20 protein-coding genes are annotated in these 24,607 nt (G+C 60.5%); 9 read left to right on the top strand and 11 right to left on the bottom strand.

Features of this window, described 5'->3' with window-relative positions; translation table 11 throughout:
- Window position 1: 1 nt before the first annotated feature.
- A complete protein-coding gene (gene aguA / locus AC1MEW_RS17280) occupies window positions 2-1,117 on the bottom strand; it encodes an agmatine deiminase (protein WP_480422981.1) in 1,116 nt (371 codons plus the stop codon).
- A 100-nt stretch (window positions 1,118-1,217) separates the two neighbouring features.
- Window positions 1,218-2,102 (bottom strand): LysR substrate-binding domain-containing protein, encoded by an 885-nt coding sequence (locus AC1MEW_RS17275; protein ID WP_201256994.1) that lies wholly within the window; start codon window positions 2,100-2,102, stop codon window positions 1,218-1,220.
- A 248-nt stretch (window positions 2,103-2,350) separates the two neighbouring features.
- Between AC1MEW_RS17275 and AC1MEW_RS17270 the strand changes: the two genes are divergently transcribed.
- The 3 genes from AC1MEW_RS17270 to AC1MEW_RS17260 all read left to right on the top strand — a co-directional run bounded on the left by AC1MEW_RS17270 (window position 2,351) and on the right by AC1MEW_RS17260 (window position 4,379).
- A complete protein-coding gene (locus AC1MEW_RS17270; RefSeq protein ID WP_480422980.1) occupies window positions 2,351-2,755 on the top strand; it encodes a PaaI family thioesterase in 405 nt (134 codons plus the stop codon).
- Between the two features lie 38 nt (window positions 2,756-2,793).
- The gene (locus AC1MEW_RS17265) at window positions 2,794-3,282 is read left to right on the top strand and encodes a GFA family protein (protein ID WP_480422979.1); all 489 of its coding nucleotides are present in this window, start codon (window positions 2,794-2,796) and stop codon (window positions 3,280-3,282) included.
- A gap of 308 nt (window positions 3,283-3,590) precedes the next feature.
- A complete protein-coding gene (locus AC1MEW_RS17260) occupies window positions 3,591-4,379 on the top strand; it encodes a MipA/OmpV family protein (RefSeq protein WP_201256997.1) in 789 nt (262 codons plus the stop codon).
- 125 nt (window positions 4,380-4,504) lie between these two features.
- Here the strand turns inward: AC1MEW_RS17260 and AC1MEW_RS17255 are convergent, their stop codons facing one another.
- The 3 genes from AC1MEW_RS17255 to AC1MEW_RS17245 form a co-directional block, all read right to left on the bottom strand.
- Window positions 4,505-5,791 (bottom strand): ATP-binding protein, encoded by a 1,287-nt coding sequence (locus AC1MEW_RS17255; protein ID WP_201202604.1) that lies wholly within the window; start codon window positions 5,789-5,791, stop codon window positions 4,505-4,507.
- Entirely contained in the window at window positions 5,792-6,499 is a 708-nt protein-coding gene (locus AC1MEW_RS17250) for a winged helix-turn-helix domain-containing protein (protein ID WP_480427270.1), read from the bottom strand.
- 213 nt (window positions 6,500-6,712) lie between these two features.
- Window positions 6,713-7,321, bottom strand: a complete 609-nt coding sequence (locus tag AC1MEW_RS17245; RefSeq protein WP_054047466.1) for a MiaE family protein — start codon at window positions 7,319-7,321, stop codon at window positions 6,713-6,715.
- 159 nt (window positions 7,322-7,480) lie between these two features.
- Here AC1MEW_RS17245 and AC1MEW_RS17240 point away from each other — a divergent pair, with 159 nt between their 5' ends.
- Complete coding sequence (locus AC1MEW_RS17240) at window positions 7,481-8,344, top strand: universal stress protein (RefSeq protein ID WP_201202600.1); 864 nt, start codon at window positions 7,481-7,483, stop codon at window positions 8,342-8,344.
- A 146-nt stretch (window positions 8,345-8,490) separates the two neighbouring features.
- Here AC1MEW_RS17240 and AC1MEW_RS17235 read toward each other — a convergent pair whose 3' ends face one another.
- Window positions 8,491-8,961 (bottom strand): DUF1289 domain-containing protein, encoded by a 471-nt coding sequence (locus AC1MEW_RS17235; RefSeq protein ID WP_008028699.1) that lies wholly within the window; start codon window positions 8,959-8,961, stop codon window positions 8,491-8,493.
- Window positions 8,962-9,472: 511 nt separating this feature from the next.
- On the opposite strand from AC1MEW_RS17235, the gene acnB reads away from it, so the two are divergent.
- Window positions 9,473-12,082, top strand: coding sequence for a bifunctional aconitate hydratase 2/2-methylisocitrate dehydratase (acnB, locus tag AC1MEW_RS17230; RefSeq protein WP_201205215.1), 2,610 nt, complete (start codon window positions 9,473-9,475; stop codon window positions 12,080-12,082).
- 171 nt (window positions 12,083-12,253) lie between these two features.
- Here acnB and AC1MEW_RS17225 read toward each other — a convergent pair whose 3' ends face one another.
- Window positions 12,254-13,915, bottom strand: coding sequence for a SulP family inorganic anion transporter (locus tag AC1MEW_RS17225; RefSeq protein ID WP_480422978.1), 1,662 nt, complete (start codon window positions 13,913-13,915; stop codon window positions 12,254-12,256).
- Window positions 13,916-14,109: 194 nt separating this feature from the next.
- Entirely contained in the window at window positions 14,110-15,390 is a 1,281-nt protein-coding gene (locus AC1MEW_RS17220; RefSeq protein ID WP_480422977.1) for an HAAAP family serine/threonine permease, read from the bottom strand.
- A gap of 381 nt (window positions 15,391-15,771) precedes the next feature.
- On the opposite strand from AC1MEW_RS17220, the gene AC1MEW_RS17215 reads away from it, so the two are divergent.
- From AC1MEW_RS17215 to AC1MEW_RS17200, 4 genes are all read left to right on the top strand, one after another.
- Entirely contained in the window at window positions 15,772-16,155 is a 384-nt protein-coding gene (locus tag AC1MEW_RS17215) for a tautomerase family protein (RefSeq protein WP_201256999.1), read from the top strand.
- 30 nt (window positions 16,156-16,185) lie between these two features.
- Window positions 16,186-16,803, top strand: coding sequence for a TetR/AcrR family transcriptional regulator (locus AC1MEW_RS17210; protein WP_322268803.1), 618 nt, complete (start codon window positions 16,186-16,188; stop codon window positions 16,801-16,803).
- A gap of 175 nt (window positions 16,804-16,978) precedes the next feature.
- Entirely contained in the window at window positions 16,979-17,503 is a 525-nt protein-coding gene (locus tag AC1MEW_RS17205) for a cysteine hydrolase family protein (protein ID WP_201257001.1), read from the top strand.
- A 209-nt stretch (window positions 17,504-17,712) separates the two neighbouring features.
- Window positions 17,713-18,678: a 2-hydroxyacid dehydrogenase gene (locus AC1MEW_RS17200; protein ID WP_322268804.1), complete on the top strand. Its 966-nt coding sequence runs from the start codon at window positions 17,713-17,715 to the stop codon at window positions 18,676-18,678.
- A gap of 261 nt (window positions 18,679-18,939) precedes the next feature.
- On the opposite strand, the gene tssA is transcribed toward AC1MEW_RS17200, so the two are convergent.
- From tssA to AC1MEW_RS17185, 3 genes are read right to left on the bottom strand one after another with little or no spacing between them, the layout of a single operon-like run.
- A complete protein-coding gene (gene tssA / locus AC1MEW_RS17195) occupies window positions 18,940-20,019 on the bottom strand; it encodes a type VI secretion system protein TssA (RefSeq protein WP_201257003.1) in 1,080 nt (359 codons plus the stop codon).
- Window positions 20,016-23,834: a type VI secretion system protein gene (locus AC1MEW_RS17190; protein ID WP_480422976.1), complete on the bottom strand. Its 3,819-nt coding sequence runs from the start codon at window positions 23,832-23,834 to the stop codon at window positions 20,016-20,018. Before AC1MEW_RS17190 ends, tssA begins: the two co-directional genes overlap by 4 nt.
- Window positions 23,831-24,598, bottom strand: a complete 768-nt coding sequence (locus AC1MEW_RS17185; protein ID WP_480422975.1) for a DotU/TssL family secretion system protein — start codon at window positions 24,596-24,598, stop codon at window positions 23,831-23,833. The genes AC1MEW_RS17190 and AC1MEW_RS17185 overlap by 4 nt, the downstream gene beginning before the upstream one ends.
- Window positions 24,599-24,607: the final 9 nt, after the last annotated feature.

Genomic DNA, 24,607 nt, shown 5'->3' with positions numbered 1-24,607 from the left:
ATCACACTCCTTTTTGGGTGCCGGCGTATTGCGGCATGGTGATGCACGCGACGTTGCCGCCGCCGAGGAGGATTTCCCGGGAGTTTTCGATGCCGACAATCTTGTGCTGCGGGAACAGTTCAGCGAGGGTCGCCAACGCGGCCTGATCCTGACGATCACCAAACAACGGCACCACGATCGAGCGGTTGCCGGCGTAATAGTTGATGTACGACGCGCAGATTTTCGTCCCGGCCTGACGGGTATGGGTGCTGTCCTGCTGATCGAGGCCTTCGGCTTCTTCAGCGGTCCATTCAAGCGCGTCCGGTTGCGGCAACTTGTGCACGATCAACTCGCGGCCACGGCTGTCGCGGGTGCTGCGCAGGATGTCGTAGGCTTCCTGGTAGATCTCCCACTGCGGGTCATCGCGGTTGTCGGTCCATTGCAGCACCACTTCGCCGGGGCGAATGAAACAAGCAAGGTCATCGACGTGGCCATCGGTTTCGTCGAACTTACAGCCCCGGGGCAACCAGATGATTTGCTCGGCGCCGAGGTAATCGGTCAGCCGCCGAGTGACTTCCTCCTTGCCCAAATGCTGGTTGCGATTGCGGTTGAGCAGGCATTGCTCGGTGGTGAGGATGCTGCCCTGGCCGTCAGCCTGGATGCCGCCGAGTTCGGCAATCAACGGGGCGCGGTAACGGTCGAAACGTTCGATTTCGAGGATCTTGCTGGCGATCTGATCGTCCTTGTCCCACGGGTAGTACAAGCCGCCGTCTAGGCCGCCGTAGGCGTTGAATTCGAAGTCGACGCCGCGCACTTCGCCACTGACGTCATTGACCACAAAGCACGGGCCGCTGTCGCGGAACCAGGCGTCGTTGCAGGTCATTTCCACCACGCGAACCTGCGGCGGCAATTGACGGCGTGCGGTGGCGAATTGTGCGGCGGAGGCACACACGGTGACGGGTTCGCTCTGAGAGATCGCGGTGACAATCTGCACCCAGACCTTCTGCGCAGGCTTGGCGCCGTTGCGCCATACATCAGTGCGCTCCGGCCAGCCAAGCCAGCAGCCGGACTTGGTTTCGAACTCGCCGGGCAGGCGAAAACCATCGTGCTTGGGGGTGGAATCGAGCAAACGTGCCATGGGCAAACCTCATCAGTGGGGATTGGAATGACCACAGGCTAAGGTCGCAGGCAGACTCCTCGCCAACGATGATTATTGCGGAATACTTGAATTTAACTCATCAATCGACCAGCTGATCGTTGAACCATTCCAGCATCTGCGCCACCGCCGGCCGCTCCATTCGCACCCGTTCGCAGACCAACGCATATTGACCGAGCGCGGTCATGCTGGAGGTGAACGGCCGCACCAAACGCCCACTGAGCAGGTCTTCCTGGGCCGTCAGGTTGTCACCCATGGCCACGCCCTGCCCTTGGGCCGCCGCTTCCAACGCCAACCCGGCGTGGGCGAAATACAGCTGCCGTTGCGGGCGCTGGTCGCCGGCATGGCTGGTGAGCCAAGCGGTCCAGGTCTTGCCATCCTGATCGTCGTGCAGCAGGCAATGGCGGGCCAGATCCTTTGGGGTTTTCAGCGTGCCCTGGTTGAACAGGCCAGGGCTGCACACCGGGAAGAACTGCAACGCCGGCAGCGGCCGGACGAAGTACGCGCTGCTGTCCACCGGGCCGGTACCGTAAGTGATCGCCAGGTCGATGTCTTCCCCCGGCGCGGTCGCGTCGATGGGTTGTTCGTAGAGGTGCAAGGTGATGTGCGGATAGCGCGCGTAGAAATCCGTGAGGCGGTTCATCAACCACTTTTGCGCCAGTTCGGCGGTGACCGCCAGACGTAATACCGCCAGCGATGACGGATCGCGCAGTTCATCGCAGGCCTCGCCGATCAGTTCGAAGGCTTGCTGTAAGCTCTGCATCAAGCGCCCGGCGGCCATGGTCGGGCGAATCTGCCGGCCTTCGCGGATGAACAGCGACACACCCAGTTGCTCTTCGAGCTGGCGAATTTGGTGGCTGACGGCGCTGTCGGTGACGCACAACTCGGCGGCTGCCCGGCCGAAATGCGCATGGCGGGCGGCGCATTCGAAGGTTTTAAGTGCTGCCAGGGAAGGTAGACGTCGCATCGATCAAGCCCTTTTTTTGAGGCGCTCATGCTGACGTGGTGGGCGGTGGGCGTCCAGTGGGACCGCGTTATCGTTCTTCGCGAGCAAGCCCGCTCCCACAGGGATATGCATTCCACTGTGGGAGCGGGCTTGCTCGCGAAGACGCCGGTACATTCACCACAAATCCAACCGCCCATCACCCGCCCTTATCCACCATGACTTCCCCCCAAACCCGGCGCATGTTGAGCCCTCAACCGGAGGGATTCGACATGCTCAACACACTCAAACAGATCAATTCAACCTCAGCCTTCAACCGCTGGGCAGGCATTGAAGTCACCCGTGCCATAAGCGGTGAGGCGGATTTGTTCCTGGCTTTTCGCGAAGCCGACATGGCGCAATATGCCGGTTTCCTGCATGCCGGCCTGATTGGCGCCTTGCTCGACACGGCCTGCGGTTTTGCTGCCGGGACGGTCGCGGGCAACGTGCTGGCTTCGCACTTTTCGGTCAACTGCCTGGCCCCCGCCGTCGGTGAGGTATTTATTGCCAAGGGCCGAGTGGTGAAGGCCGGCAAAAAGCAGGTGTTCGCCCGCGCCGAGCTGTACGCGCAAACCGGCGATCAACTGAAACTGGTGGCGACCGGCGACGCAATTCTGGTACCGGTCGAAAGCCGCTAGGCTGTCTTGAATCCATTCAAGAACAGTTGGAGGTCGAAATGCAGCTCGAAGGTTCCTGCCATTGCGGCGCGGTGTCGTTCAGTTTGACCAGCGCCCATCCCTACCCTTATCAGCGCTGCTATTGCTCGATCTGCCGCAAGACCCAGGGCGGTGGCGGTTACACGATCAACCTCGGTGGCGATGCCGAAAGCCTCAAGGTTCGCGGGCGCAAGCACATCGCGATCTACCATGCGCGGCTCAAGGACGAAGGCGATAAGCGCGCCCACAGCAGTACCGCCGAGCGGCATTTCTGTTCGGTTTGCGGGAGCGGTTTATGGCTGTTCAGCCCGGAGTGGCCGGAGCTGATTCACCCGTTTGCCTCGGCCATCGACACCCCGCTGCCGGTGCCGCCGGAACACACACATTTGATGTTGGGTTCGAAGGCTTCGTGGGTGGAGGTTGAGGTGCAGCCCAAGGACCAACAGTTTGAGGTTTATCCTGAAGAATCCATTGCTCAGTGGCATGAACGGCTGGGTTTAACCAAGTGACACTGGATTAAGAATAAACACTGTCCTGTGGCGAGGGGCTTGCTGTGGTGAGGGGGCTTGCCCCCGTTGGACTGCGCAGCAGGCCCATCTTTTGGGGCCGCTTCGCGACCCAACGGGGGCAAGCCCCCTCACCACAGCAGCCCTCTCACCACAGCAGCCCTTTCACCACAGCAAGCTCCCTCGCCACAGGTTATCCGTCGGTCGTTCAATCTGTTCACAGTCTTTGACAGTTTCCCGACAAAGCTCTCAAAGATTGCTGGCCTCCGGCCGCCTAGCATGGGCGCATCCAACCTCCCTCGGGTGCCCCCATGTTTCGTTCGATGTGTTTGTCGCTGACTTCACTTTGCCTGCTGGTTCCCAGCGCCTCGTTGCGCGCCGAAGACTGGCGCTACACCTTGCGGGCCGGCGCCGCCAGCGTGCCGCGTTACAGTGGCAGTGACGAGCGCACCGTAGCGCCACTACTGGGCGCCAAAGTCGTCAGCCCTTACGGAGTTTTTCTCGACACCGAAAAGGGCCTGGGCTGGGCCTTTGACGAGGACGACTTCGGCCTCAGCGTTTACATCGGCGCCAGTGACGTGCGCAAGGATCGCAAGACGGGCTTCAAAGGTTCGGACGAGCTCAACGGCATGGGCTCGATCAAGGCGCGCCCAGTCATCGGCCTCGACGGCACCTATCACATGGGCCCGATCATTCTCGGTGCGAGCTTCGAACATGCGCTGGAAAAAGACGATGACGACCACGACACCGATTCGGCCTGGAACCGTTTGAAGCTGAGCATCAGCGCGCCGTTTTACAAAGGTGACTATGGCAGCGTGGTCGGCAGCCTCAACAGTCAGTTCGGCGACAGCAACTACATGCGTACCTGGTATGGCGTCAGCAATGCCCAAGCGTCGCGCAGTCAGTTCCGGGCGTATGACACCCATGGCGGGATGGTCAGTCGCGGGGCGGATCTGACCTGGTCGTTGCCGATTGATGAGCAGTGGAGTTTCACCACGGTGCTGGCGGTGCAATACCTGGCGGGAGAGGCGGCGGACAGCCCGATTGTCGAGCGGCGGTTGCAGACTTCGGTGGCTGGGCAGGTGGTCTACACCTTTTGATTTGGCGGTGTTGCTGATGGCCTCTTCGCGGGCAAGCCTCGCTCCTACAGGTCATGTATCGATTATGAATACACCGATAACCTGTAGGAGCGAGGCTTGCCCGCGAAGGCGTCCTCGAGAACACACTAATCCAGATGCGCCCAGGTCATGCGAAACGACGCCCCACCCCACGGCGAGTCCGCCACTTCCACCTGCCCGCCATGGGACTGAGAAACCCGTCGTACCAACGCCAACCCCAGCCCAAAACCACCGGTGCGCCGATCACGACTGGCATCCAGCCGCGAGAACGGTTCGAAGATCTTCTCCCGCCCGTCCACCGGCACGCCCGGCCCGTCGTCGTTGACCCGCACTTCGTAATGATCACCGCAGCGCGCCAACGACACTTCGACCCGCCCATCGGCATAGCGAATGGCGTTGCGTAGCAAATTGATCACCGCCCGGGCCATAAAGCGCGGTTCGATACGTACCTGCTCGATCTGGCATTCAACTATCAGCAGCTGCACCCCCGCTGCTTCCGCTTCCAGCGCCACACTGCCGACCACGCTGTCGAGCCAACTGTTGGCCTGAATGTTTTCCCTGGTAATCACCGTAGCGCCGCGCTCCAGGCTGGCGTAGGTCAGCAGTTCCGAGACCATTTCCTCCAGCTCGCCAAGGTCGGCGTACATGTCGGCGATCAATTCGCGGTTTTGCGCCGGATCGGGCTGTTGCTTGAGCTGATCGAGTTCAAACGACAGCCGGGCAATGGGCGTGCGCAACTCATGGGACACCGCGTTGGTCAGCTCGCGCTGGTTGGCGATCAAGCCTTCGATACGCGCGGCCATCAGGTTGAAGTGTTCGGACAGGTCGCGGATGTTCGAGCGTTTGGACAACTGGATTCGCGACGACAAATCGTTATCGCCAAACCGCTCGGCAGCCAGGCGTAGTTTTTCCAGATCCCGCCAGTGCGGCCGCACCCAAAAGAACAGCACTATACCAATCAGCACCGCCAGCATCAGGTAGGCCGCCGAAATGTAAAACGGCATCAGGCTTGGCTCGGCCGGCAACTTGATGCTCAGCAGTTGAGGGCCGCCATCGATGGACGAAATGAACTGCGTGTACTTCTCCCGAATCACCAGCAGGCCTTCGGCCAACAAGGCTTTTTCCTGATCATCCAGGGCCAGTTGTCCGGCATCGACCAGCGTCAATCCCAAACCATAATGCGGGCGCAACGAGTCCAGCTGTTGTTCCCGGCCCTGACCTTCCAGACCGCGCAGTTGCTCGACCAACGAGTACGCCTGACCGCGCACGGCCTCGCGGTTATACGCCTGCATCTGATTGTCGAGCAGCGCATTGAAGGTGTGCTCGACAGTCTGCAAGGCCGCCACCAGTCCAACCGCCAGCACCAGGTACAACCCCAGAAATAACCGCAGCATTTACAGCTCCCACGCGAACGGATTGAACAGGTAGCCCTTGCCCCAGATGGTCTTGATGCACACCGGTTCGCGAGGATTGTCCTTGAGCTTGGCCCGCAGTTTGCTGATGTAGACGTCGACGCTGCGGTTGAGGCCGTCGAAGGCGATGCCGCGCATGCGGTTGAGGATGTCATCGCGGGACAGAATCTTGCCGGCGGCGCTGGCGAGCAACCACAGCAGTTCGAATTCCATGGTGGTCAACTCGATACCCTCACCCGCCAGGCGCACTTCGCGGCAACTGCGGTCGATGCTCAGGTTGCCGAATTCGAGGGCACTGCAGACGCCGGTGTCCGGCGCCTGCCGACGTTGCAAGGCGCGCAAACGGGCCAGCAGCACCGGCGGTTTGATCGGTTTGATCACGTAGTCATCGGCGCCGGATTCCAGGCCCAGAATGTGGTCGAGGTCGTCCTCCTTGGCGGTGAGGATGACGATCGGCGTGTCCGACACGCTGCGAATCTCCCGGCACACATGCAGGCCGCTCTGACCCGGCAACATCAGGTCGAGCACGACGACTTTCGGTTTGAATTCAAGAAATGCGGCCAACGCCAGGTCGCCACGGTGCACCGCCCGGACCTCGAAGCCATGTTGGGACAGGAAATGTGCGATCAGCCCGGCAAGCTTTTCGTCGTCTTCCACCAGCAATACTTTGCCAAAACCCAGGTTATCCATAACGACCGTCTGCCAACCCTTGTTTGAAGTAGGCGGCATTATGGCGGCAATCGGTGGCGGGACGGTTATGGCAGGCAGCAAAAACCGGCCATGGGGGCCGGTTTTCAGAGATCTTTCATACTCTTAAGAGTTTTTAACAATATTGAATCAAAACATCACAGCCTGCGGCTGACGTTTTTTGTAGGAGCGATCGGTGCGGCGATCCGACAACGGTTACGCGGCGGTTGGGATGCCGCTGTGGAAGCGGAATTCCACGTCCGGCGACTCGATCAACTCCTGCTCGGCGGCACGAACCCGGTCGATCACCTGAGCGATGTCCTTGGCGTCGCCGTACTGATAGGCCAGTTTCAGATAACCCTGAAAATGCCGGGCCTCGCTTTTCAGCAGGCCGAAGTAGAACTTGCCCAATTCTTCATCCAGGTGCGGTACCAGCGCCTCGAAACGCTCGCAGCTGCGGGCTTCAATGAACGCGCCAACCACCAGGGTATCCACCAGTTTCACCGGCTCGTGGCTGCGCACCACTTTGCGCAGGCCCGAGGCGTAACGCCCGGCGGAGAGTTGGCGCAGCTCGATCTTGCGCTTTTTCATCAGGCGCATGACCTGTTCGTGGTGCACCAGCTCTTCCCTGGCCAGACGCGACATCAGGTTGATCAGATCGACATGCGAGTGGTACTTGGCGATCAGGCTCAACGCCGTGCTGGCGGCCTTGAATTCGCAGTTCTTGTGGTCGATCAGCAAGGTTTCCTGATCGGCCAGCGCGGCCTGGACCCAGCCGTCAGGGGTGCGGCAGCCGAGGAACTCGTGAATTTCGGGAAGGATCATGGGGCTCACGGATAAAAGGTTCAAAACGAAGGGCGCCGATTATACCGGCCTGTCGGCAGACCACCAGTCGCCGCCATTGATATGCATCAAGTCCCGGGTTGCCGGGCAGCAACTATAGTTGTCCAACGCAGTGTTTTTTACTTCTTGGAGATCCCGCTCATGCAAGCCATTCGCAGCATCCTGGTGGTCATCGAACCCGAACACTCGGAAAGCCTGGCGCTCAAGCGCGCCAAACTGATCGCGGGCGTGACCCAGGCCCACCTGCACTTGCTGGTTTGCGACCCCAAGCACGACCACAGCGGCATGTTGGGCGTGCTCAAGGCCGCCCTGATCGACGACGGCTACAGCGTCACCACCGAACAGGCCTGGAACGAGAGCCTGCACGAAACCATCGTCGATGTGCAGCAAGCCGAGGGCTGCGGGTTGGTGATCAAGCAGCATTTCCCCGACAGCCCGCTGAAAAAGGCCCTGCTGACCCCGGCGGACTGGAAACTGCTGCGTTACTGCCCGACGCCGGTGCTGCTGGTCAAAACCTCGAAACCCTGGACCGGCGGGGTCATTCTGGCGGCCATCGACGTCGGCAATACCGACGGCGAACACCGCACGCTGCATGCCTGCATCGTCGACCACGGCTACGACATCGCCAGCCTGGCCAAGGCCCAACTGCACGTGATCAGTGCCCATCCGTCGCCGATGCTGTCATCGGCCGACCCGGTGTTCCAGCTCAGGGAAACCATCGAGGCCAAGTATCGCGAGCAGTGCAAGGCGTTCCAGTCCGAATTCGACATCGACGACGAACACCTGCACATCGAGGAAGGCCCGGCAGATGTGCTGATTCCGCATATGGTTCACAAGCTGCAAGCGGCGGTGACAGTGATTGGCACCGTGGCGCGGACCGGGTTGTCCGGGGCGTTGATCGGCAATACGGCGGAAGTGGTACTGGATGCGGTGGAGAGCGATGTGCTGGTGCTCAAGCCGGATGAGATCATGGATCATCTGGAAGAGGTTGTGGCCCAGCATTGAGGTTTGCCTAGCCTTTGTGGCGAGGGAGCTTGCTCCCGTTCGGCTGCGCAGCAGTCGCAAAATCTGCTGGTGCGGTATTCCTGGAAGAATGCAGGGGCCGCTTCGCGACCCAACGGGAGCAAGCTCCCTCGCCACAGTCTTAGTGCTTACCCGCCGAAGGCGTCCTTGAGGAACCCCGGTGCGATGTAGCGCTGGTAATGCGCCTCAGACAGCAAAAAAAATTCCCGATCAATGGCATCACGCAATTCCGGCAGGTTCCAGTCGCGAAACTCCGGCATCAGCACCATCCCGTAAGCCTCCAGGTTGTTAATGACCCGCGCCCCGCGAGCGATCAACTGATAGGCCCAGCAATATTCCGACTGATGGGGTACAAAGCGGATTTTCCGTTGTTCAAGCTGCAAGCGCAGGCGCTGCGGGTCGAACACTTCCAGCTTGCTGGCCATCACTTGGGACAGTAATTGCTCAAGACGCAGCCACACCGCGCGCTTTTCTTCCTCGTTGTAACCGTTCCAGTTGATCACTTCGTGGTGGAAACGCTTGCAGCCACGGCACACCAGGTCACCGTAAACGGTGGAGCAGAGGCCGACGCAGGGGGTCTTGATGGTCTGATTGGGCATAGGTAGGCAAAACACGGGAAAGCAGAACAGGTCCGCATGTTAGCCCTTTGTCCAACATTGATCACCCCTCAATCTTGAGGGCCTCAGGGTCTATTGGACTTTGATGACGGCCGCGACGGATGCCCGCGCCTTGCCTCGCGCACGTTGACTCGGCAACGCGGCACGCCACCAAAGTCCAATAGCCCCTGACTTACCTTTAATTTTTTTTTGCCGTAGAATCAGCCAGCCTTTTAAGGCGCCAATGTCCGTTAGAAGCTGTTTTCAAAGCGTCACGAGCACAGTCGTTCCTACAGAGCGGTGTTGGCGAAGGGTTTTTCCAGCGGGGAAAAGCTCTACGCCAACCCTCATCAGCTCCCCGTTCTGCAGGCGTAAAACTTTGAAAGCAGCTTCTGTAAGGAATTGCCGGTAATTCTGGCTAAGTGGCCCACAACGCCACGCAGCGCATGAGTACGGCCATTTCGGGATGAGCGTCCCGGACACCCATTTGGGACCACTGATGAGGGTAATAACTGTGCTTGAAGCCTACCGCAAACATATCGAAGAGCGTGCAGCACTGGGTATCGTTCCCCAGCCGCTTAACGCCGAACAAACTGCAGGCCTGGTCGAGCTGCTGAAGAATCCCCCGGCTGGCGAAGAAGCTTTCCTCGTTGACCTGATCACCAATCGCATTCCACCTGGCGTGGACGAAGCAGCCTATGTAAAGGCTGGCTTCCTGTCTGCCCTGGCCAAAGGCGAAGCAACCTCCCCTCTGATCGACAAGAAACGCGCTGTTGAATTGCTCGGCACCATGCAGGGCGGCTACAACATCGTGACCCTGGTTGACCTGCTCGACAGCGCCGAACTGGCCCCAGTCGCTGCCGCTCAACTCAAGCACACCCTGCTGATGTTCGATGCGTTCCACGACGTCGCTGAAAAAGCCAAGAACGGTAACGTTCACGCCAAAGGCGTGCTGCAATCCTGGGCTGACGGCGAGTGGTTCCAGAACCGTCCGACCCTGGCCGACAAGATCAGCCTGCGCGTGTTCAAGGTCACCGGCGAAACCAACACCGACGACCTGTCCCCTGCCCCGGATGCCTGGTCCCGCCCGGACATCCCGCTGCACGCCCTGGCCATGCTGAAAATGGCCCGTGAAGGCATCGTGCCTGACGTCCAAGGCGTGACCGGCCCGATGAAGCAGATCGAAGAAATGCGCGGTCAAGGCTTCCCTATCGCCTACGTCGGTGACGTGGTCGGTACTGGTTCGTCGCGTAAATCGGCTACCAACTCGGTACTGTGGTTCTTCGGTGACGACGTTCCGCACGTGCCGAACAAACGTGCTGGCGGTTTCTGCTTCGGCAGCAAGATCGCTCCAATCTTCTACAACACCATGGAAGATGCTGGCGCACTGCCAATCGAGTTCGACGTTTCCAACATGCACATGGGCGACGTGATCGACCTGTACCCGCATGCTGGCAAAGTCTGCAAACACGGCACCGACGAAGTCCTGACCACCTTCGAAATGAAGACCCCGGTTCTGTTGGACGAAGTTCGTGCTGGCGGCCGTATTCCGCTGATCATCGGTCGCGGTCTGACCGACAAGGCGCGCGCCGAGCTGGGCCTGGGCCCTACCGATCTGTTCAAACTGCCTGAAGCACCTGTCGACACCGGCAAGGGTTTCACCCTGGCACAGAAAATGGTCGGCAAGGCTTGCGGTCTGCCAGAAGGCAAAGGCGTTCGTCCTGGCACCTACTGCGAACCGAAAATGACCACCGTCGGTTCTCAGGACACCACCGGTCCTATGACCCGTGACGAACTGAAAGACCTGGCGTGCCTGGGCTTCTCGACCGATCTGGTAATGCAGTCCTTCTGCCATACCGCGGCTTACCCTAAGCCGATCGACGTGACCACCCACCACACCCTGCCAGACTTCATCATGACCCGCGGCGGCGTTTCCCTGCGTCCGGGCGACGGCATCATCCACAGCTGGCTGAACCGCATGCTGCTGCCGGACACCGTCGGTACCGGTGGTGACTCCCACACCCGTTTCCCGATGGGCATTTCGTTCCCGGCCGGTTCCGGCCTGGTTGCGTTTGCCGCGGCCACCGGCGTTATGCCGCTGGACATGCCGGAATCGATCCTGGTGCGCTTCAAAGGCAAAATGCAACCGGGCGTTACCCTGCGCGACCTGGTTCACGCCATTCCTTACTTCGCGATTCAGGCTGGCCTGCTGACCGTCGAGAAGAAAGGCAAGAAGAACGCTTTCTCCGGCCGCATCCTGGAAATCGAAGGCCTGGACAACCTGAGCATCGAGCAAGCTTTCGAGCTGTCCGACGCCTCGGCTGAACGTTCGGCTGCCGGTTGCACCATCAAGCTGTCGAAAGACTCCATCACCGAGTACCTGAACTCCAACATCACCCTGCTGCGCTGGATGATCGGCGAAGGCTACGGCGATGCGCGTACTCTGGAACGTCGCGCTCAAGCGATGGAAGCCTGGGTTGCCAACCCTGAGCTGATGGTTGCCGATGCTGACGCCGAATACGCTGAAATCATCGAAATCGACCTGGCCGACATCAAAGAGCCTGTGCTCTGCGCGCCAAACGATCCGGACGACGCCCGTCTGCTGTCCAGCGTTGCTGGCGAGAAGATCGACGAAGTGTTCATCGGTTCGTGCATGACCAACATCGGTCACTTCCGCGCTGCCGGCAAGTTGCTGGATCAGGTCAAGGGTCAGTTGCCAACTCGTCTGTGGCTGTCGCCGCCGACCAAAATGGACGCTCACCAGTTGACCGAAGAAGGCTACTACGGCATCTACGGCAAGGCCGGCGCACGCATGGAAATGCCGGGTTGCTCGCTGTGCATGGGTAACCAGGCACGTGTAGAGCCGAACTCGACTGTTGTGTCGACCTCGACCCGTAACTTCCCGAACCGTCTGGGTGACGGCGCGAACGTCTACCTGGCTTCGGCTGAGCTGGCGTCTGTTGCTTCCATCCTGGGTCGCCTGCCGACCGTCGAGGAGTACATGGAATACGCTGGCAAGATCGACAGCATGGCGGCTGATGTTTACCGCTACCTGTCCTTCGACCAGATCGCCGAGTTCCGTGAAGCTGCTGCGAACGCCAACATTCCGGTCGTTCAAGCCTAACGCTGCAACGCAATAGAAAACGCCGCCCATCGCGAGATGAGCGGCGTTTTTTTATGCCTGTAGGGTTTGCACTAACCCTGTGGGAGCGGGCTTGCTCGCGAATGCGGTGTGTCATTCAGCATTTATTTTGACTGACACACCGCATTCGCGAGCAAGCCCGCTCCCACAGGGTTATGGGTTTGACTTGAGGGCTTGTTGCACCGCACCGTCAACACTCAGGCCGCTGAGAATGACCTGTTCCAACTCTTGCGCCGGCAACATCGAGAGCACGGCCTGCGCCTCATGCTTGAGCCGCGCCAGGATCAACAATTTATCCAGCGCCCGCACCTGCAAAAAGAACCCTTCCAGCACTTCGATACTGGTGCCATCCAGGTCCGGCGATTCTTCCAGACTGAGAATAATCGTATGCACCGGCGGCGACGCATGCCGCGCCAGCCGCAGCGCACCGCCCAAAATACGCTCCACGTTGGCGAAAAACAGTGCCTCGCTGGGCCGCACGATCAGCACGCCGGGTATCTCCTGAGCGTCAGGATGGCGTTGCACATCGACGTAATCGTGACCACTGCCCATTTGCCCCAGCACTTGAATATCCGCCGACGACATCTGTTTGAGCATCAGCACCACACTGATCGCCACCGCCACCAGCAAGCCGTCCAGCACGCCCAGCACCAACACCGCCGCTACCGCGCAGATCACCAGCACCCGATCGCGGCGCCAGATGAAATAGCGGCCCAATGGCTGCAGGCTCAAGCCGCGCGCCAAGGCATGAATGACAATGGCAGCCAAAATCGGCTCGGGGGTCAGGGCAATGTAGGGCAGCACCGTCAAGACGATCAGCAACACCACCACCGCTGCGACCACGCCGGACAGACGTGAACTGGCACCCGCCGCCTCATTGGCCGACGTCGCCGAGTAACCAGCGCCCGCCGGCATGCCATGGAACAGGCCGGACAACAGATTCGCCGCACCGAGGGCCAGCAGGTCGCGGTTCGACGACACCCGGTCGCCATGCTTGAGCGCAAACGAGCTGATCGAGCCATAGGATTCGGCGTACAGAATCATCACCATCGCAAACGCCAATTCCCCCAGGCGCAGCCAATCTGCAAACGGCAACACCGGCAGACGCGGCACTTCCAGGCTCAGGTCGATCACGCCGATCAGCTTCACCCCGTAGGCCGGCAGGTTCAGCCATTGGCTAGCCGCAATTCCCAGCGCCACCACCAGCAAACCGCCCGGCACTCGCCGGAACCGCGCGCACACCCACAACACCAGCAGTGCCACGGCTGCGACCAATAAGCCGACCCGATTCCACTGCGGCCACTGTTCCAGCAGCTGTGGGACGAATCGGATCAAGTTGCTGTTGCTCAAGTGCACGTCAACGATGCTCGCGACCTGCTTGAGGATGATGGTCACCGCCAGGCCAAACGCAAAGCCGCGCAGCACCGGTTTGGCGATAAACGAGGTCACGCTGCCCAGCTTCAGCAGCCCGGCCAGCAGGAAGAGCCCGCCCGTTATCAGCACCAGGCCGATCGCCAGGGTCATGCGCAAGGCCGGATCAGCGCTGGCCAGGGTTGCAGTGGCGGCGGCCAGTACCGCCGCCGAAGACGAGGTCGCCGAGACAATCGCAAACCGGCTGGTGCCCAGCAGCGCGTAGCACAGCAAACCGGCAAACAACGCAATCACCCCGGCTTGGGGCGGCACGGCGGCGATGCTCGAATAGGCCACCGCCTCCGGCAACAGCAAACCGGCAATCGACAGCCCGGCCAACAGATCCTGCCAACGGTTAGGGGTGTCGGTACGGGGTTGCACCGATGCGCCTTGAGCACGAGCCATGCAGCGTCTCCAGAGAAAGATCCACACGCTCTACGACGCGTAAATTCAGGCTCTAGCGTAGCCGTTTATCCGGTTGGATGTGTGCTCTGAGTCAGGTGCTGAGCGCAGGCCATAAAAAACGCCGCTCCCTTTGCAAGGAGCGGCGTTTTTTATGCCTTCAGAATCAAAAGATCGCAGCCTGCGATCTTTTGATCTTAAGCCGTCAACGAATAGATCAACGCCGAAATCGCCACCAGGCCCACCGCCGTCACGAAGACATTGGACGCCTGACCGCGATAACGCGCCATCGCCGGCACTTTGCGGATCGCATACATCGGCATCAGGAACAGGATCGACGCGATGATCGGGCCACCGAGTGTTTCGATCATGCCGAGGATGCTCGGGTTCAGGGTCGCGACGATCCAGCACACCACCAGCATGAACACGGCGGTCATGCGGTCCAGGGCTTTAGGCGAAGGACGCTTGCCGCTTTTGACGATCAAGCCTTTAAGACCTTCGCTGGCGCCGATGTAGTGCCCCAGGAACGACTTGGAAATCGCCACGAAAGCAATCAACGGCGCCGCGAAGGCGATGGTCGGGTTGCTGAAGTGGTTGGCCAGGTACGACAGGATCGACAGGTTCTGCGCCTTGGCTTCGGCCAGTTGCGCCGGGGACAAGGTCAGCACGCAACTGAAGACGAAGAACAGCACCATCACCACCATCAAGGCGTGGGCGCGGGACAGGATCTGCGAGCTGCGCTCTTCTGCGTGTTCACCGTAACGACGCTTCTGGTCCACGGCGAACGCCGAGATGATCGGCGAGTGGTTGAACGAGAACACCATCACCGGAATCGCCAGCCACAAGGTGTGCAGCAGCGCAGACGGTGCAGGCAGCGTGGACGCGGTGCTGAGGATGCCGCCGTTCCAGTGCGGAATCAGGAACACCGCCAAAAACAGCAGCGCGACGATAAACGGATACACCATCAGGCTCATGGCCTTGACGATCACCTGCTCGCCACAACGCACCACCGCCAGCAGGCCGAGGATCAGCACAAACGACAGAATCGCCCGTGGCGGCGGCATGATGTGCAGTTGATGCTCGAGGAAGCTGCCCACGGTGTTGGTCAGCGCCACACTGTAGATCAACAGGATCGGGAAGATCGCGAAGAAGTACAGCAAAGTGATCAGCGCACCAGCCTTGATGCCGAAGTGTTCTTCCACCACTTCAGTGATGTCCGCGCCTTCGCGGCCGGACAACACAAAGCGGGTCAGGCCACGGTGTGCGTAAAACGTCATGGGGAACGCCAGCACCGCCAAGACCATCAACGGCCAGAAACCGCCCAGGCCCGCGTTGATCGGCAAAAACAACGTACCGGCCCCGATCGCCGTGCCAAACAGGCCCAGCATCCAGGTGGTGTCATGGCGATTCCAGCTCTCAAGGGTCGCTGGTGCCGCCGCTACATAGCGTTCGTCGACGCTATTGGCCTGATCATTCATCCGGTGGGATCTCCACATTCCGGTCAGTTGCTACCCGGTCAGGACGAGTCGGAAAAACCCGACAGGCAGCGCCCTGGCCGAAACAGGGGCGCGATTCTCCGGGATAAATGAGCAGAAGCAAAGACTTAGCTGAGGAATGGTTATGCGGATCAGATGCCAAGTGCGCTGCAGGCCCCTGTGGGAGTGAGCCTGCTCGCGATGGCTATTTCACTTTCAACATTGATGTCGGCTGATACTCCGCTATCGCGAGCAGGCTCGCTCCCACTGGGATCTTCGTTGTTGTCGGGATTGTGCAGTTCGTCTGCCGGACAAAATGCATGCTTGATAAAGGTTAGCCATCATGTATTTTGAACTGACCCACATTCTGTCTGGAGTCATCCCATGCCACTGGTTCGCGTTGACATCAAAAAGCATCAGGACCCGACCTTCGCCAAACGCGTGGGTCAGTTGATTTACGCCGCCATGCGCAGCGCGATCGGCGTGCCGGAACACGATAATTTCCAGATCCTGGCAGAGCACGATGAGCAGCATTTCATCTTCGACACCCAATACCTGGGCATCCAGCGCACCGACAACCTGGTGGTGATCCAGATCACGATGAATGAAGGCCGGACCCTGGAGCAGAAAAAACTGCTCTACAAGACCATTGCCGAGAGCCTGAACAGTGAACTGGCGGTGCGCCTGGAAGATGTTTTCATTAATCTGGTGGAAGTGAAGAAAGAGAACTGGTCGTTTGGAAACGGGATTGCCCAGTACGCCAGTTGATTCCTGTCCACTCAAACCTGTGAGCCGCTGATGCCCCGAGTCTCCCGCAAACAAGCCGACCTCAACCGCGAAATCATCGTCGAGGCGGCCACGCGGCTGTTTCGTGAACACGGCCTCCACGGCATCAGCGTCGTCGACGTGATGGGCGCGGCCGGGCTGACCCACGGCGGCTTTTACGGACACTTCGAGTCCAAGGAAGCCTTGGCCCGTGAGGCCGGTGGTCGGGCGTTCGAGCAATCGGCAGAGCGCTGGAAAGCCAGGATCGCCGAGCATGATGACAAAAACGCCGCCCGCCACGCCTTGGTCGATCCGTACCTGTCGGCCGCCAGCCGCGACAATCCCGGCGACAGCTGCCCGGTGGTCGCCTTTGCCGGGGACATGTGCCACGAAGCGGCCGATAGCGGCTTGCGCCAGACCTTCATGGAAGGCCTCAACAAACTGCTGGAGTCTTATGGTTCGCTGCTCAACTCTGGCGATGCCGAACGTGATCGACGACAGGCGTTGGTCGAGTATTCACTGATGGTAGGCGCTCTGACTCTGGCCCGAGCGACCCGTGGGGAGCCCTTGTCCGATGAAATCCTCGAGGCGGCGCGCACGTTTTTGACCGCCGACGATGCCGTTGACAAGCCAGAAGCGCCCACCGCATGATCGGCCTCATGAACCTTTCTGCGCTGAACCTCACCCGTACCACCACGACCGCTTCCGGCGGGTCGTGGGGTGGCTGGCTGAGATAATCCCAGCGCAGTAAACCCAAGGCCCCGCCAGCAATGGACGGGGCCTTGTTGTTTCTCCCGTCCGTTCGGCACTTCACGGAGAAACACCTATGTCATCGGCACTTTTGATCATTGATATGCAGGTCGGGCTGTTCAACGGCCCGGACAAGCCCCACGACGGCGAGCGCTTACTGGCCAACATCCAGCAGCTCATTCGCCAGGCCAGGGCGCGCAAGGTGCCGATCTATGCCGTGCGCCACACCGGCCCTCAAGGTTCACCGATCGAGGCTGGCAGTCCTTTTTGGCAGTTGCTGCCCGATCTGGAGCTGAATGCCAGCACTGATATCTTGTTCGACAAGGGCAAACCCAATGCCTTTTTCGCCACATCGCTTGCGCAGCAGTTGCGGGCTGGCGGAATCGACGAGCTGTTCATCGTCGGCATGAAAACCCAGTACTGCATCGACAGCACCTGCCGAGCGGCAGCTGATCTGGGGTTCAATCCGGTGCTGGTGGCCGATGCCCATACTTGCATGGACACGCCTGCGCTGCCGGCCCGGGCAATCATCGAGCACCATAACGCGACCTTGAAAGGTGCGTTCGCCAAGGTCGTTGACACGGCGGAAGTTGAATTTTGATTGATTGAAAAGATCGCAGGCTTCGCCAGCTCCTACACTGATCGCATTCGTCGACACGTTGTCGACAACCGCAATCGTGCAGGAACTGCCGAAGGCTGCGATCTTTTGATCCTTTTCGGCGATCCCTGGTGATTGCCAAACCGCTCTGGAATCAGCAATCTGCACCCATATTCGAGCCCCCGACATTCCGATGCCCACAGGAGCCCAGCATGACCGCAACCGTTCTGGTATTGGTTGAAACCATCAATGACTACCTGCCGATTCTCGAGCATCAGGGCTTTCACCTGATCCTGGCGCCGACGCCTGCCGAGCGCGCCCAAGCCATCACCACTCACGGCGCCCGTATCGATGCCGTGCTGACGCGTGGCCCGTTGGGTCTGTACGCCGAAGAAATCGCCGCCCTGCCCGCCCTGAAAATCATCTGCGTGATCGGCGCCGGTTACGAACACGTCGACCTGCAAGCCGCCAGCGACCGTGGCCTCACCGTCACCAACGGTGCCGGGGTCAACGCCTCTTCGGTGGCTGACCACGCCATGGCGTTGCTGTTGTCGCTGGTGCGCGATATTCCCCGAGCCGATGCCGCCGTGCGCCGTGGCGAATGGCCGAAAATCATGCGCCCGTCCCTTGCCGATAAACGCCTGGGCATTCTCGGGCTCGGCGCGGTCGGCATGGCCATCGCCAAGCGTGCCGCCAATGGTTTCGACATGAGCGTGAGTTACCACAACCGCCAGCACCGCAGCGACGTGCCCTACAGCTACTGCTCGACGCCGACAGAACTGGCGCGGGCGTCGGACTTCCTGGTCGTCGCCACCCCCGGCGGGCTCGGCACCCAACACCTGATCAATCGACAGGTGCTGGACGCGCTGGGGCCGAAAGGTTTCCTGGTCAACATTGCCCGGGCCAGCGTCGTGGTCACGGCAGACCTGATCAATGCACTGGAACAACGCAGGATCGGCGGCGCTGCACTCGACGTTTACGACCACGAGCCCAAGGTACCCGATGCCCTCAAGGCCTTGACTAACGTGGTCCTGACGCCGCATGTCGCCGGGCTATCGCCGGAAGCAACCCAAGGCACCGTGGAATTGGTGGGTAAAAACCTGGTGGCGTTCTTTGCCGGCAGGCCGGTGCTGACACCGATAGCCCTGCCGACACCCGTAGTGACCCGGACTGTCTGACACTCGGTTTCCCGACCACACACATAACCCATTGTGGGAGCGGGCTTGCTCGCGAAGAGGCCATCACATTCAACACCGATGTTGACTGTAAAACCGCTTTCGCGAGCAAACCCGCTCCCACAGTTGTTATGTGGTGAGCCGAGTATTTGTGGACGACCATAATCCATTGTGGGAGTGAGCCTGCTCGCGATGAGGTCATCACATTCAACACCAATGTTGACTGCTAGGCCGCTATCGTGAGCAGGCTCGCTCCCACAAAAGCTAAAGGACGCCGAGTAATGTCCAGAGTCGCCGGGACTCAGCATCAGCCGAGATCAATTCACCCAACAATTCGCTCAGGGGTTTGTTGCCCCACTCCACGCCTCGCCGGATCAAGTACGGCACGGGGCTGTGGGGTTCGGTGCGGGCCAGGTATTCGGCGATCAATAACAATTGCCGATACGCCTCTTCGCGACTCGCCGGCTCGCGAAAAACCTGTGGCGCCGCGGCCACATCCGCAGGACTTGATGCCACTTCGGGCGTTGTTTCGACAGGAGCCTCGGTGGAGTGTCGTGGGTGCATGGCGATGAACTCCTGAACCAGCGTCAATAACGCCTCGATGACATCCTGCAAGGCTTTGAAACCCGGGGCCTGGGCGCCGAGATAAAGGTCGCTCCAGGCTTCCAGCCGTTGCAGATGCTGAATGCTCAACAGCAAACTGCCCTGGCTGCGCAACCAGAAGGACAACGGCGTGGCGCGGATCTGCTCGGTGAGTTTTTTCTGCTCACTGCGCGCGGTTTCTGCCGAGGTTTTCGCGCCTTTGCTGTCATTGGCCAACACCTGCTGCACTTGCAACCGCCGCCAGGCATCCAGGCACACACCATCGAACTCGCCGTTACGCGGATCGAGCAACGGCACCCGGGTCAGCAGCACTTCGGTGTAGCGTCGGGCCAGCCATTCGAGCGGGATCACCCGCCACGATTGGTCACCATCCTCCGCCTGCGGGTGAAGGTGCTCGGGATAGCGCTCACACAACCCGGCGACCAGCGCGAGACTGCCCGGCAACCCCTCCAAACCATCCTGATGCAACCAGGCCTCGCCCAGCCAGGCACTGAGCATCAGGTCTTTGCTGCGTTCCAGCAGCAGGCTGGTGGTCAGTTTCTCCAGTTCCGGCCACTGGGCGCGTTTGATCGACGACTGCCAGACCCCGGTCGGCAGGCTCGTATCGTCCTCCCGGCGCAGCTCCCGCGCCTGATCGAATTCACGTTCATAACGCAAATCCAGGCCACAGGGCGCTTCGTCGCTGATCGGTGCCAGCAAGCGGTCAATCAGTTCCGGCAACGCTGTTGAAGGCATATTCACAAGCCCTCCTCCTGATTCATGGCGGTGGCGGATGCGGTCGCCCGGGTCTGCATAAACGGCGAACGCGGGGCCCGGGTGGGCAGCGGTTGAATGGATAACGGCAGCTTGGAACCCTGGCTCATCAACGACAGGCGCACATACATCAGGGTTTGCTCAGCCGTGCTGGACGACGCCGTCACCGGCAGGCGCAACATCAGCGGAAAATCCGTGTAATCCATGCTCGGCTGGCGCTGCACTGACTGGTGCGAACGCATCAGGCGCAGCAACGACCAAGGCCCGCCATACTCCCAACCGGCTTCCAGATCGCGCACCATCAGGCTCGGCTGCAGCGGATCGTTGGCCGGCCGCTGCGAGCCGTTTCGGGCCCAACGCAAGGTCAGCCGCACCGGTTGGCCGACCATCCAGCGCAAGTTCGGTTGAGCGTCGCCGGGGTAGTTGATTTGTTGGTTGCCGGCATTCAGGCTCCAGGCGATCACTTGATCGGCGCCGCGCTCCTCCTCGCGATCGGTGCGCCAGCGCACGTCCATCTCAACCCCGAGGATGCCGCTCTTGTCCCGCACAAACAGTGGGCCCAGCCAGGTGCTGGCCTGCGTCAAACGGTTGAGAAAATCTTCAGCGGCCAGCCGTTCCGGGGTCTGGCTGAGCACCAACCCTGCCTGGGCCACCGGCAGGCGCTTGTCGATCAACTCCAGAAAGTGCTGGACCCGCGCCGGGTCGGCGTCGGTCGCCTGCACACCATTGGCAAACGGAAAGCGCTCGGACAAGTATTGATTGAAGTAGTTGGCCAGGTCGTTCCACGCCGCCGAAGCTTGTTGCTGTTGCAGGAACTGGCAACGCTGCATGGCCGATTGCTGTAATTCCAGTGCACGCAACGCCAACGTCCCGCGCCCGCCGGACAGGCTGGCGGTTTGCAGGATCTGCCCGCAGGACGTCGCATCCATTTCGATAAAGTCGCGACTCACCAACTGCTCGATCTGGGCCGGCGAACTGGCGGGGTTCGAATCCTTGTACTTGAGCAGTTCGTCATTGAGGGCGCTGAATTGCGTCACCCGCTCATAATCCAGCGCCGACAGCGTCTGCTGCTGGGTTTTCAGCCATTCCAGCGCGGAGGTCCGGCGCTCGGTGATGCCGAGCATGGTGTTGAATTGCTGCTTGAGGCTCAGCTTCAAATCCTGCACATCACTGGCGCCATACAGTTGCAGGCCAAGGTTTTTCGAACCGTCCCACTGACTGATTTCGGTGCGCCCGCTGAACAGCGGCTGCGCGGTGATTTCATCAAGACCGCCGACGACCTGAGCCATGGCACGCCGGTTCAAGGCACTTTGCAGACGCGTCGCCAGGTCGCTGCGGCGTAACTCGATAAAGGCTTTCTGCAAGGCCACCGCTTGCGGCGCTTGCACGTCGAATGTCCCGTAGCCGTGCGATTGATCATCGTGCTCCTTGAGGCTCAACCACATAGCCTTGGCTGCCGCGCCTTCAGCGGCTTCGAGCAAGGCACCGCGATACGCCGGCGGAATGCGCGGCAGTTCTTCGGCGGCGTAACTCTTGTAGCTGGCGAAGTAGTTCAGCGCGCTGTTGAGGTCATCGCCGTCGGCGTTCTGCCCCTGCATGTCACCGGACTCATCCGCACGCATGGCAATGGCGACGAAGTCTCGCTTGAACAGCGCTTGCACAGCGGTGTTCAACTGGCTGACATGCTCCTGCAACACCAACTGCCCGCTGCCTTGTTGCACCAGCAAGTTGCCCCTGGAACCGGCCTGGGCAATCCACTGATCACGGAAACTCTGCTGCAACTTCGACGCTTGCTGATCCAGTTGCTGCTCGACCTGCGGGCCGAGCAAAGCGCTCTGGCGCACCTTGTCCATCATCTCGCGATAACCGGGCACCAGGTCCTGGCCCTTGCCGCGACTCCAGGCCGAGTTGGTCAGGCCGACCAACCCTTGCAGGTCGTCGATCAGCGCCCGCAGATCTTCAAGTTCGGTCAGGGAGTTACCACTGCCGGCCTCGAGCTGCTCCAAGTGCAACTTGAGATAACCGGCCTGGCGCACAAAGTTGTCGGCCAGGAAGTACTGGTCGAGCCAATGCTCCATCAGCCCGGAAAAGTTCTCCTTGATTGCCGGGCGCTCTGGCGTCAGGTCCAGCGGTTTCAAGCTGTCGCCATTGGCATCCAGCAGCACCCGGTTGTAGAAACCGGCGCGGCGCAAGGTGCCAAGATTGAGGTTCAGGGACAACGCGTTGTTGCTCAGCGTCACCACGTCTTCGAGGGGCCCCTTCGGGTTGTTCAGAGCCTGATTGAACCACTGGTTCTGTTGCTCAAGGCGTACCGCCCGTTCTACAAGATCCTTGGCCTTGACGTAGTTTTGCCACTGGGCCGGGTCTTCACTTTCGACATTGCCACGACGTTCGGTGTTGCGAATGGCCTTGAGCTGCGCCAGATCCGCGATCAACAAGTCGTGCAACGGTTGCAACCATTGGCTTTGGGCGGTGCTGCGCAATTCATTCTCCAGTTGCACGTCCAGGGACGAAAACCAGGAAGTGGGAAAGACCAGCGATGTGTAGCTCCAGCGCGGGGCTTTCTCCAGGACTCGCCAAAAGCCCTGAACGTTGCGTCGGGTCGCTTCCAGACGATGGGACTCATCAGTGACCGCCATGTAGTTCTTCTGTGCGCCTTGCAACAGGCGCGACAGTTCATGGGCGTCATTGACCGAGTCCCGCCAGACCCAGAGCATCCCGGCAATCCAGATCACCCCGACCACCAGTGCGATCCCCCCGGTCAGACGCTGCCAACGCTGGCGCAGGCGCAAAAGACGCGGCACCACTTGGGCCAGGCCTCGTTCGGCCACCACCCGCCGCTGCCACAACTGCCGGGCGAAGGCGCTCTGCTGCAAGTCGCTGTCATCGGCGTCAAACCCGTCGAGCGCGTCTTCGGCAGGCTGGTTGGCGGTGAAATACACCCCGCGAAAACGCGGCGCCTCACCTTGGGCATTGCCCTGGAATACCGGCTCCAACAGGGTTTGCAGGTTGCGCCGCAATGCCTCAAGACGTTCCGGTAAACCGTATAACTCGCCACTCAAATGGCCGGCCAAGGTGCCGATTTCGATGATTGATTCCGACAAGGCGCGATGGACCTGATCCAGCGCCTGGTCACTCCATTGCGAATGCCAGACGGCTTCAGGGCCATGGGGCGAAGACCAGCCCAGCATTCGCTCGCGACTCTCTTGCGGCAGCGCGCTGATCAACTCCTGAAAGCCCGGCAGCTCTTCCATGCCGGTAATCACCACGTACACCGGCAGGCTCAAGCCAAAGCGCTGCAGCAAATCAATGAAGCGCCGACGCGCCGCCAAACCGAGGTTCGCGGCCTGTTCGACATTGGCCAGATGGCTGACCGGCACGGTCCAGATCACTCCGTCCAGCGGCCGTTTGCTGCGCAGGCGCAAGATCAACCCGAGCAAACGCCACCAGCCGCCCCGTTGCAGGTTCATGCCTTCGTCGGGCAGGAACAGCGCTTGCGGCACCACCAGCACCGCGCCTTCGGGGTCCGACCACCAGCGCCCGAACCAGGCCGGTTTGTCGGTCGGTTGCAAGCGCCATTCGGTGCACAATTGCGTGCCTTGGGTTTCGTTGCCGAGCATCAACAACCAAGGAATCTGATAGCGGTCCTGGGCGCCTTGCTCCTGCTCCATGTGCCGCACGGCCGCATAGAAACTGCGAATCGCCGCCCCGCTCTGGGTACGCAACCACCAGAGCGCCACGGCAATAATCACGATCAGCAACAGCACCGCAACGATCAAGCCAATCATCTGCAGGGTGCTCATGAGTCTTGCTCCGAGACGCTGACCGAGTCGGTCATCTGCAACACCGGCTCCAGTTCCTGGCGGATATCGCGCCAGAACAACTGCCCCAGCCCGGTCAGCAATAGCAGCATGGCCAAAATCCCCACTCCGAGGCGAAAGCCATCCGGTATCGATAGCCGCACCGGCAAATGAATCGGCGGTACAGTTGACGGCTGCGCCAGCCGGGCGCCGACATCGGCATAATCGGCTTCGTGTTGCCAGGCAAAGGTGAACAGCGCCAGGCGCAATTTTTCATGCTGGGCCTGACTGTGCTCACCGCGCAGCCGCCCTTCGAACCCGAGCACCAGGCATTGCAAATAGACATTGGCCAGGTCGCGGGTGGTGGGGATCTGCTCCTCCAGCAATTCCTTGATGGCGGTTGGCAGCCGCTCACCGGCCTGTCGGCTGGCGTACATCCTCGACTCCAGGGGTTTTTCCTGCCACGCGGACTGGCCCGGCCACGGAGTAAACACCAGGGTTTCATCGATCAGCGCGACAAAGGCATAGACCAGCGCCTTGACTTGCTCGGTCGCCCCATCGCCAACCCGGGCGAATGCCGTGCGCCACAGTCGCTGGGAGATTTGCGTGGACATCTCAACCACCGCCTCGACCAACGCTGCCTCATCACCGTCCCTGGGCAACTGGCTCCATTCCTCGGACCATTGCAGCCAGGCCTGGCGAAAGGCACTGCTCAGCGGTGCTTCGTGGAGGCCCCGTGTACCCGCCCCGGCATTCCCTTCAGACATACGACGCCC

Source organism: Pseudomonas sp. ASL4 (assembly GCF_056680395.1).
Note: the sequence above shows the minus strand (reverse complement) of the source record. Positions and strands in the feature narration are given on the sequence as shown.

Coding starts and splice junctions, on each gene's coding strand:
- AC1MEW_RS17190 (WP_480422976.1), bottom strand. CDS start 23,834: ATGAGCACCCTGCAGATGATTGGCTTGATCGTTGCGGTGCTGTTGCTG.
- AC1MEW_RS17255 (WP_201202604.1), bottom strand. CDS start 5,791: ATGCTGCGGTTATTTCTGGGGTTGTACCTGGTGCTGGCGGTTGGACTG.
- AC1MEW_RS17240 (WP_201202600.1), top strand. CDS start 7,481: ATGCAAGCCATTCGCAGCATCCTGGTGGTCATCGAACCCGAACACTCG.
- AC1MEW_RS17270 (WP_480422980.1), top strand. CDS start 2,351: ATGCTCAACACACTCAAACAGATCAATTCAACCTCAGCCTTCAACCGC.
- AC1MEW_RS17235 (WP_008028699.1), bottom strand. CDS start 8,961: ATGCCCAATCAGACCATCAAGACCCCCTGCGTCGGCCTCTGCTCCACC.
- AC1MEW_RS17210 (WP_322268803.1), top strand. CDS start 16,186: ATGCCCCGAGTCTCCCGCAAACAAGCCGACCTCAACCGCGAAATCATC.
- AC1MEW_RS17250 (WP_480427270.1), bottom strand. CDS start 6,499: ATGGATAACCTGGGTTTTGGCAAAGTATTGCTGGTGGAAGACGACGAA.
- AC1MEW_RS17225 (WP_480422978.1), bottom strand. CDS start 13,915: ATGGCTCGTGCTCAAGGCGCATCGGTGCAACCCCGTACCGACACCCCT.
- AC1MEW_RS17275 (WP_201256994.1), bottom strand. CDS start 2,102: ATGCGACGTCTACCTTCCCTGGCAGCACTTAAAACCTTCGAATGCGCC.
- AC1MEW_RS17260 (WP_201256997.1), top strand. CDS start 3,591: ATGTTTCGTTCGATGTGTTTGTCGCTGACTTCACTTTGCCTGCTGGTT.
- AC1MEW_RS17245 (WP_054047466.1), bottom strand. CDS start 7,321: ATGATCCTTCCCGAAATTCACGAGTTCCTCGGCTGCCGCACCCCTGAC.
- AC1MEW_RS17265 (WP_480422979.1), top strand. CDS start 2,794: ATGCAGCTCGAAGGTTCCTGCCATTGCGGCGCGGTGTCGTTCAGTTTG.
- AC1MEW_RS17220 (WP_480422977.1), bottom strand. CDS start 15,390: ATGAATGATCAGGCCAATAGCGTCGACGAACGCTATGTAGCGGCGGCA.
- AC1MEW_RS17200 (WP_322268804.1), top strand. CDS start 17,713: ATGACCGCAACCGTTCTGGTATTGGTTGAAACCATCAATGACTACCTG.
- AC1MEW_RS17215 (WP_201256999.1), top strand. CDS start 15,772: ATGCCACTGGTTCGCGTTGACATCAAAAAGCATCAGGACCCGACCTTC.
- AC1MEW_RS17205 (WP_201257001.1), top strand. CDS start 16,979: ATGTCATCGGCACTTTTGATCATTGATATGCAGGTCGGGCTGTTCAAC.
- aguA (WP_480422981.1), bottom strand. CDS start 1,117: ATGGCACGTTTGCTCGATTCCACCCCCAAGCACGATGGTTTTCGCCTG.
- AC1MEW_RS17185 (WP_480422975.1), bottom strand. CDS start 24,598: ATGTCTGAAGGGAATGCCGGGGCGGGTACACGGGGCCTCCACGAAGCA.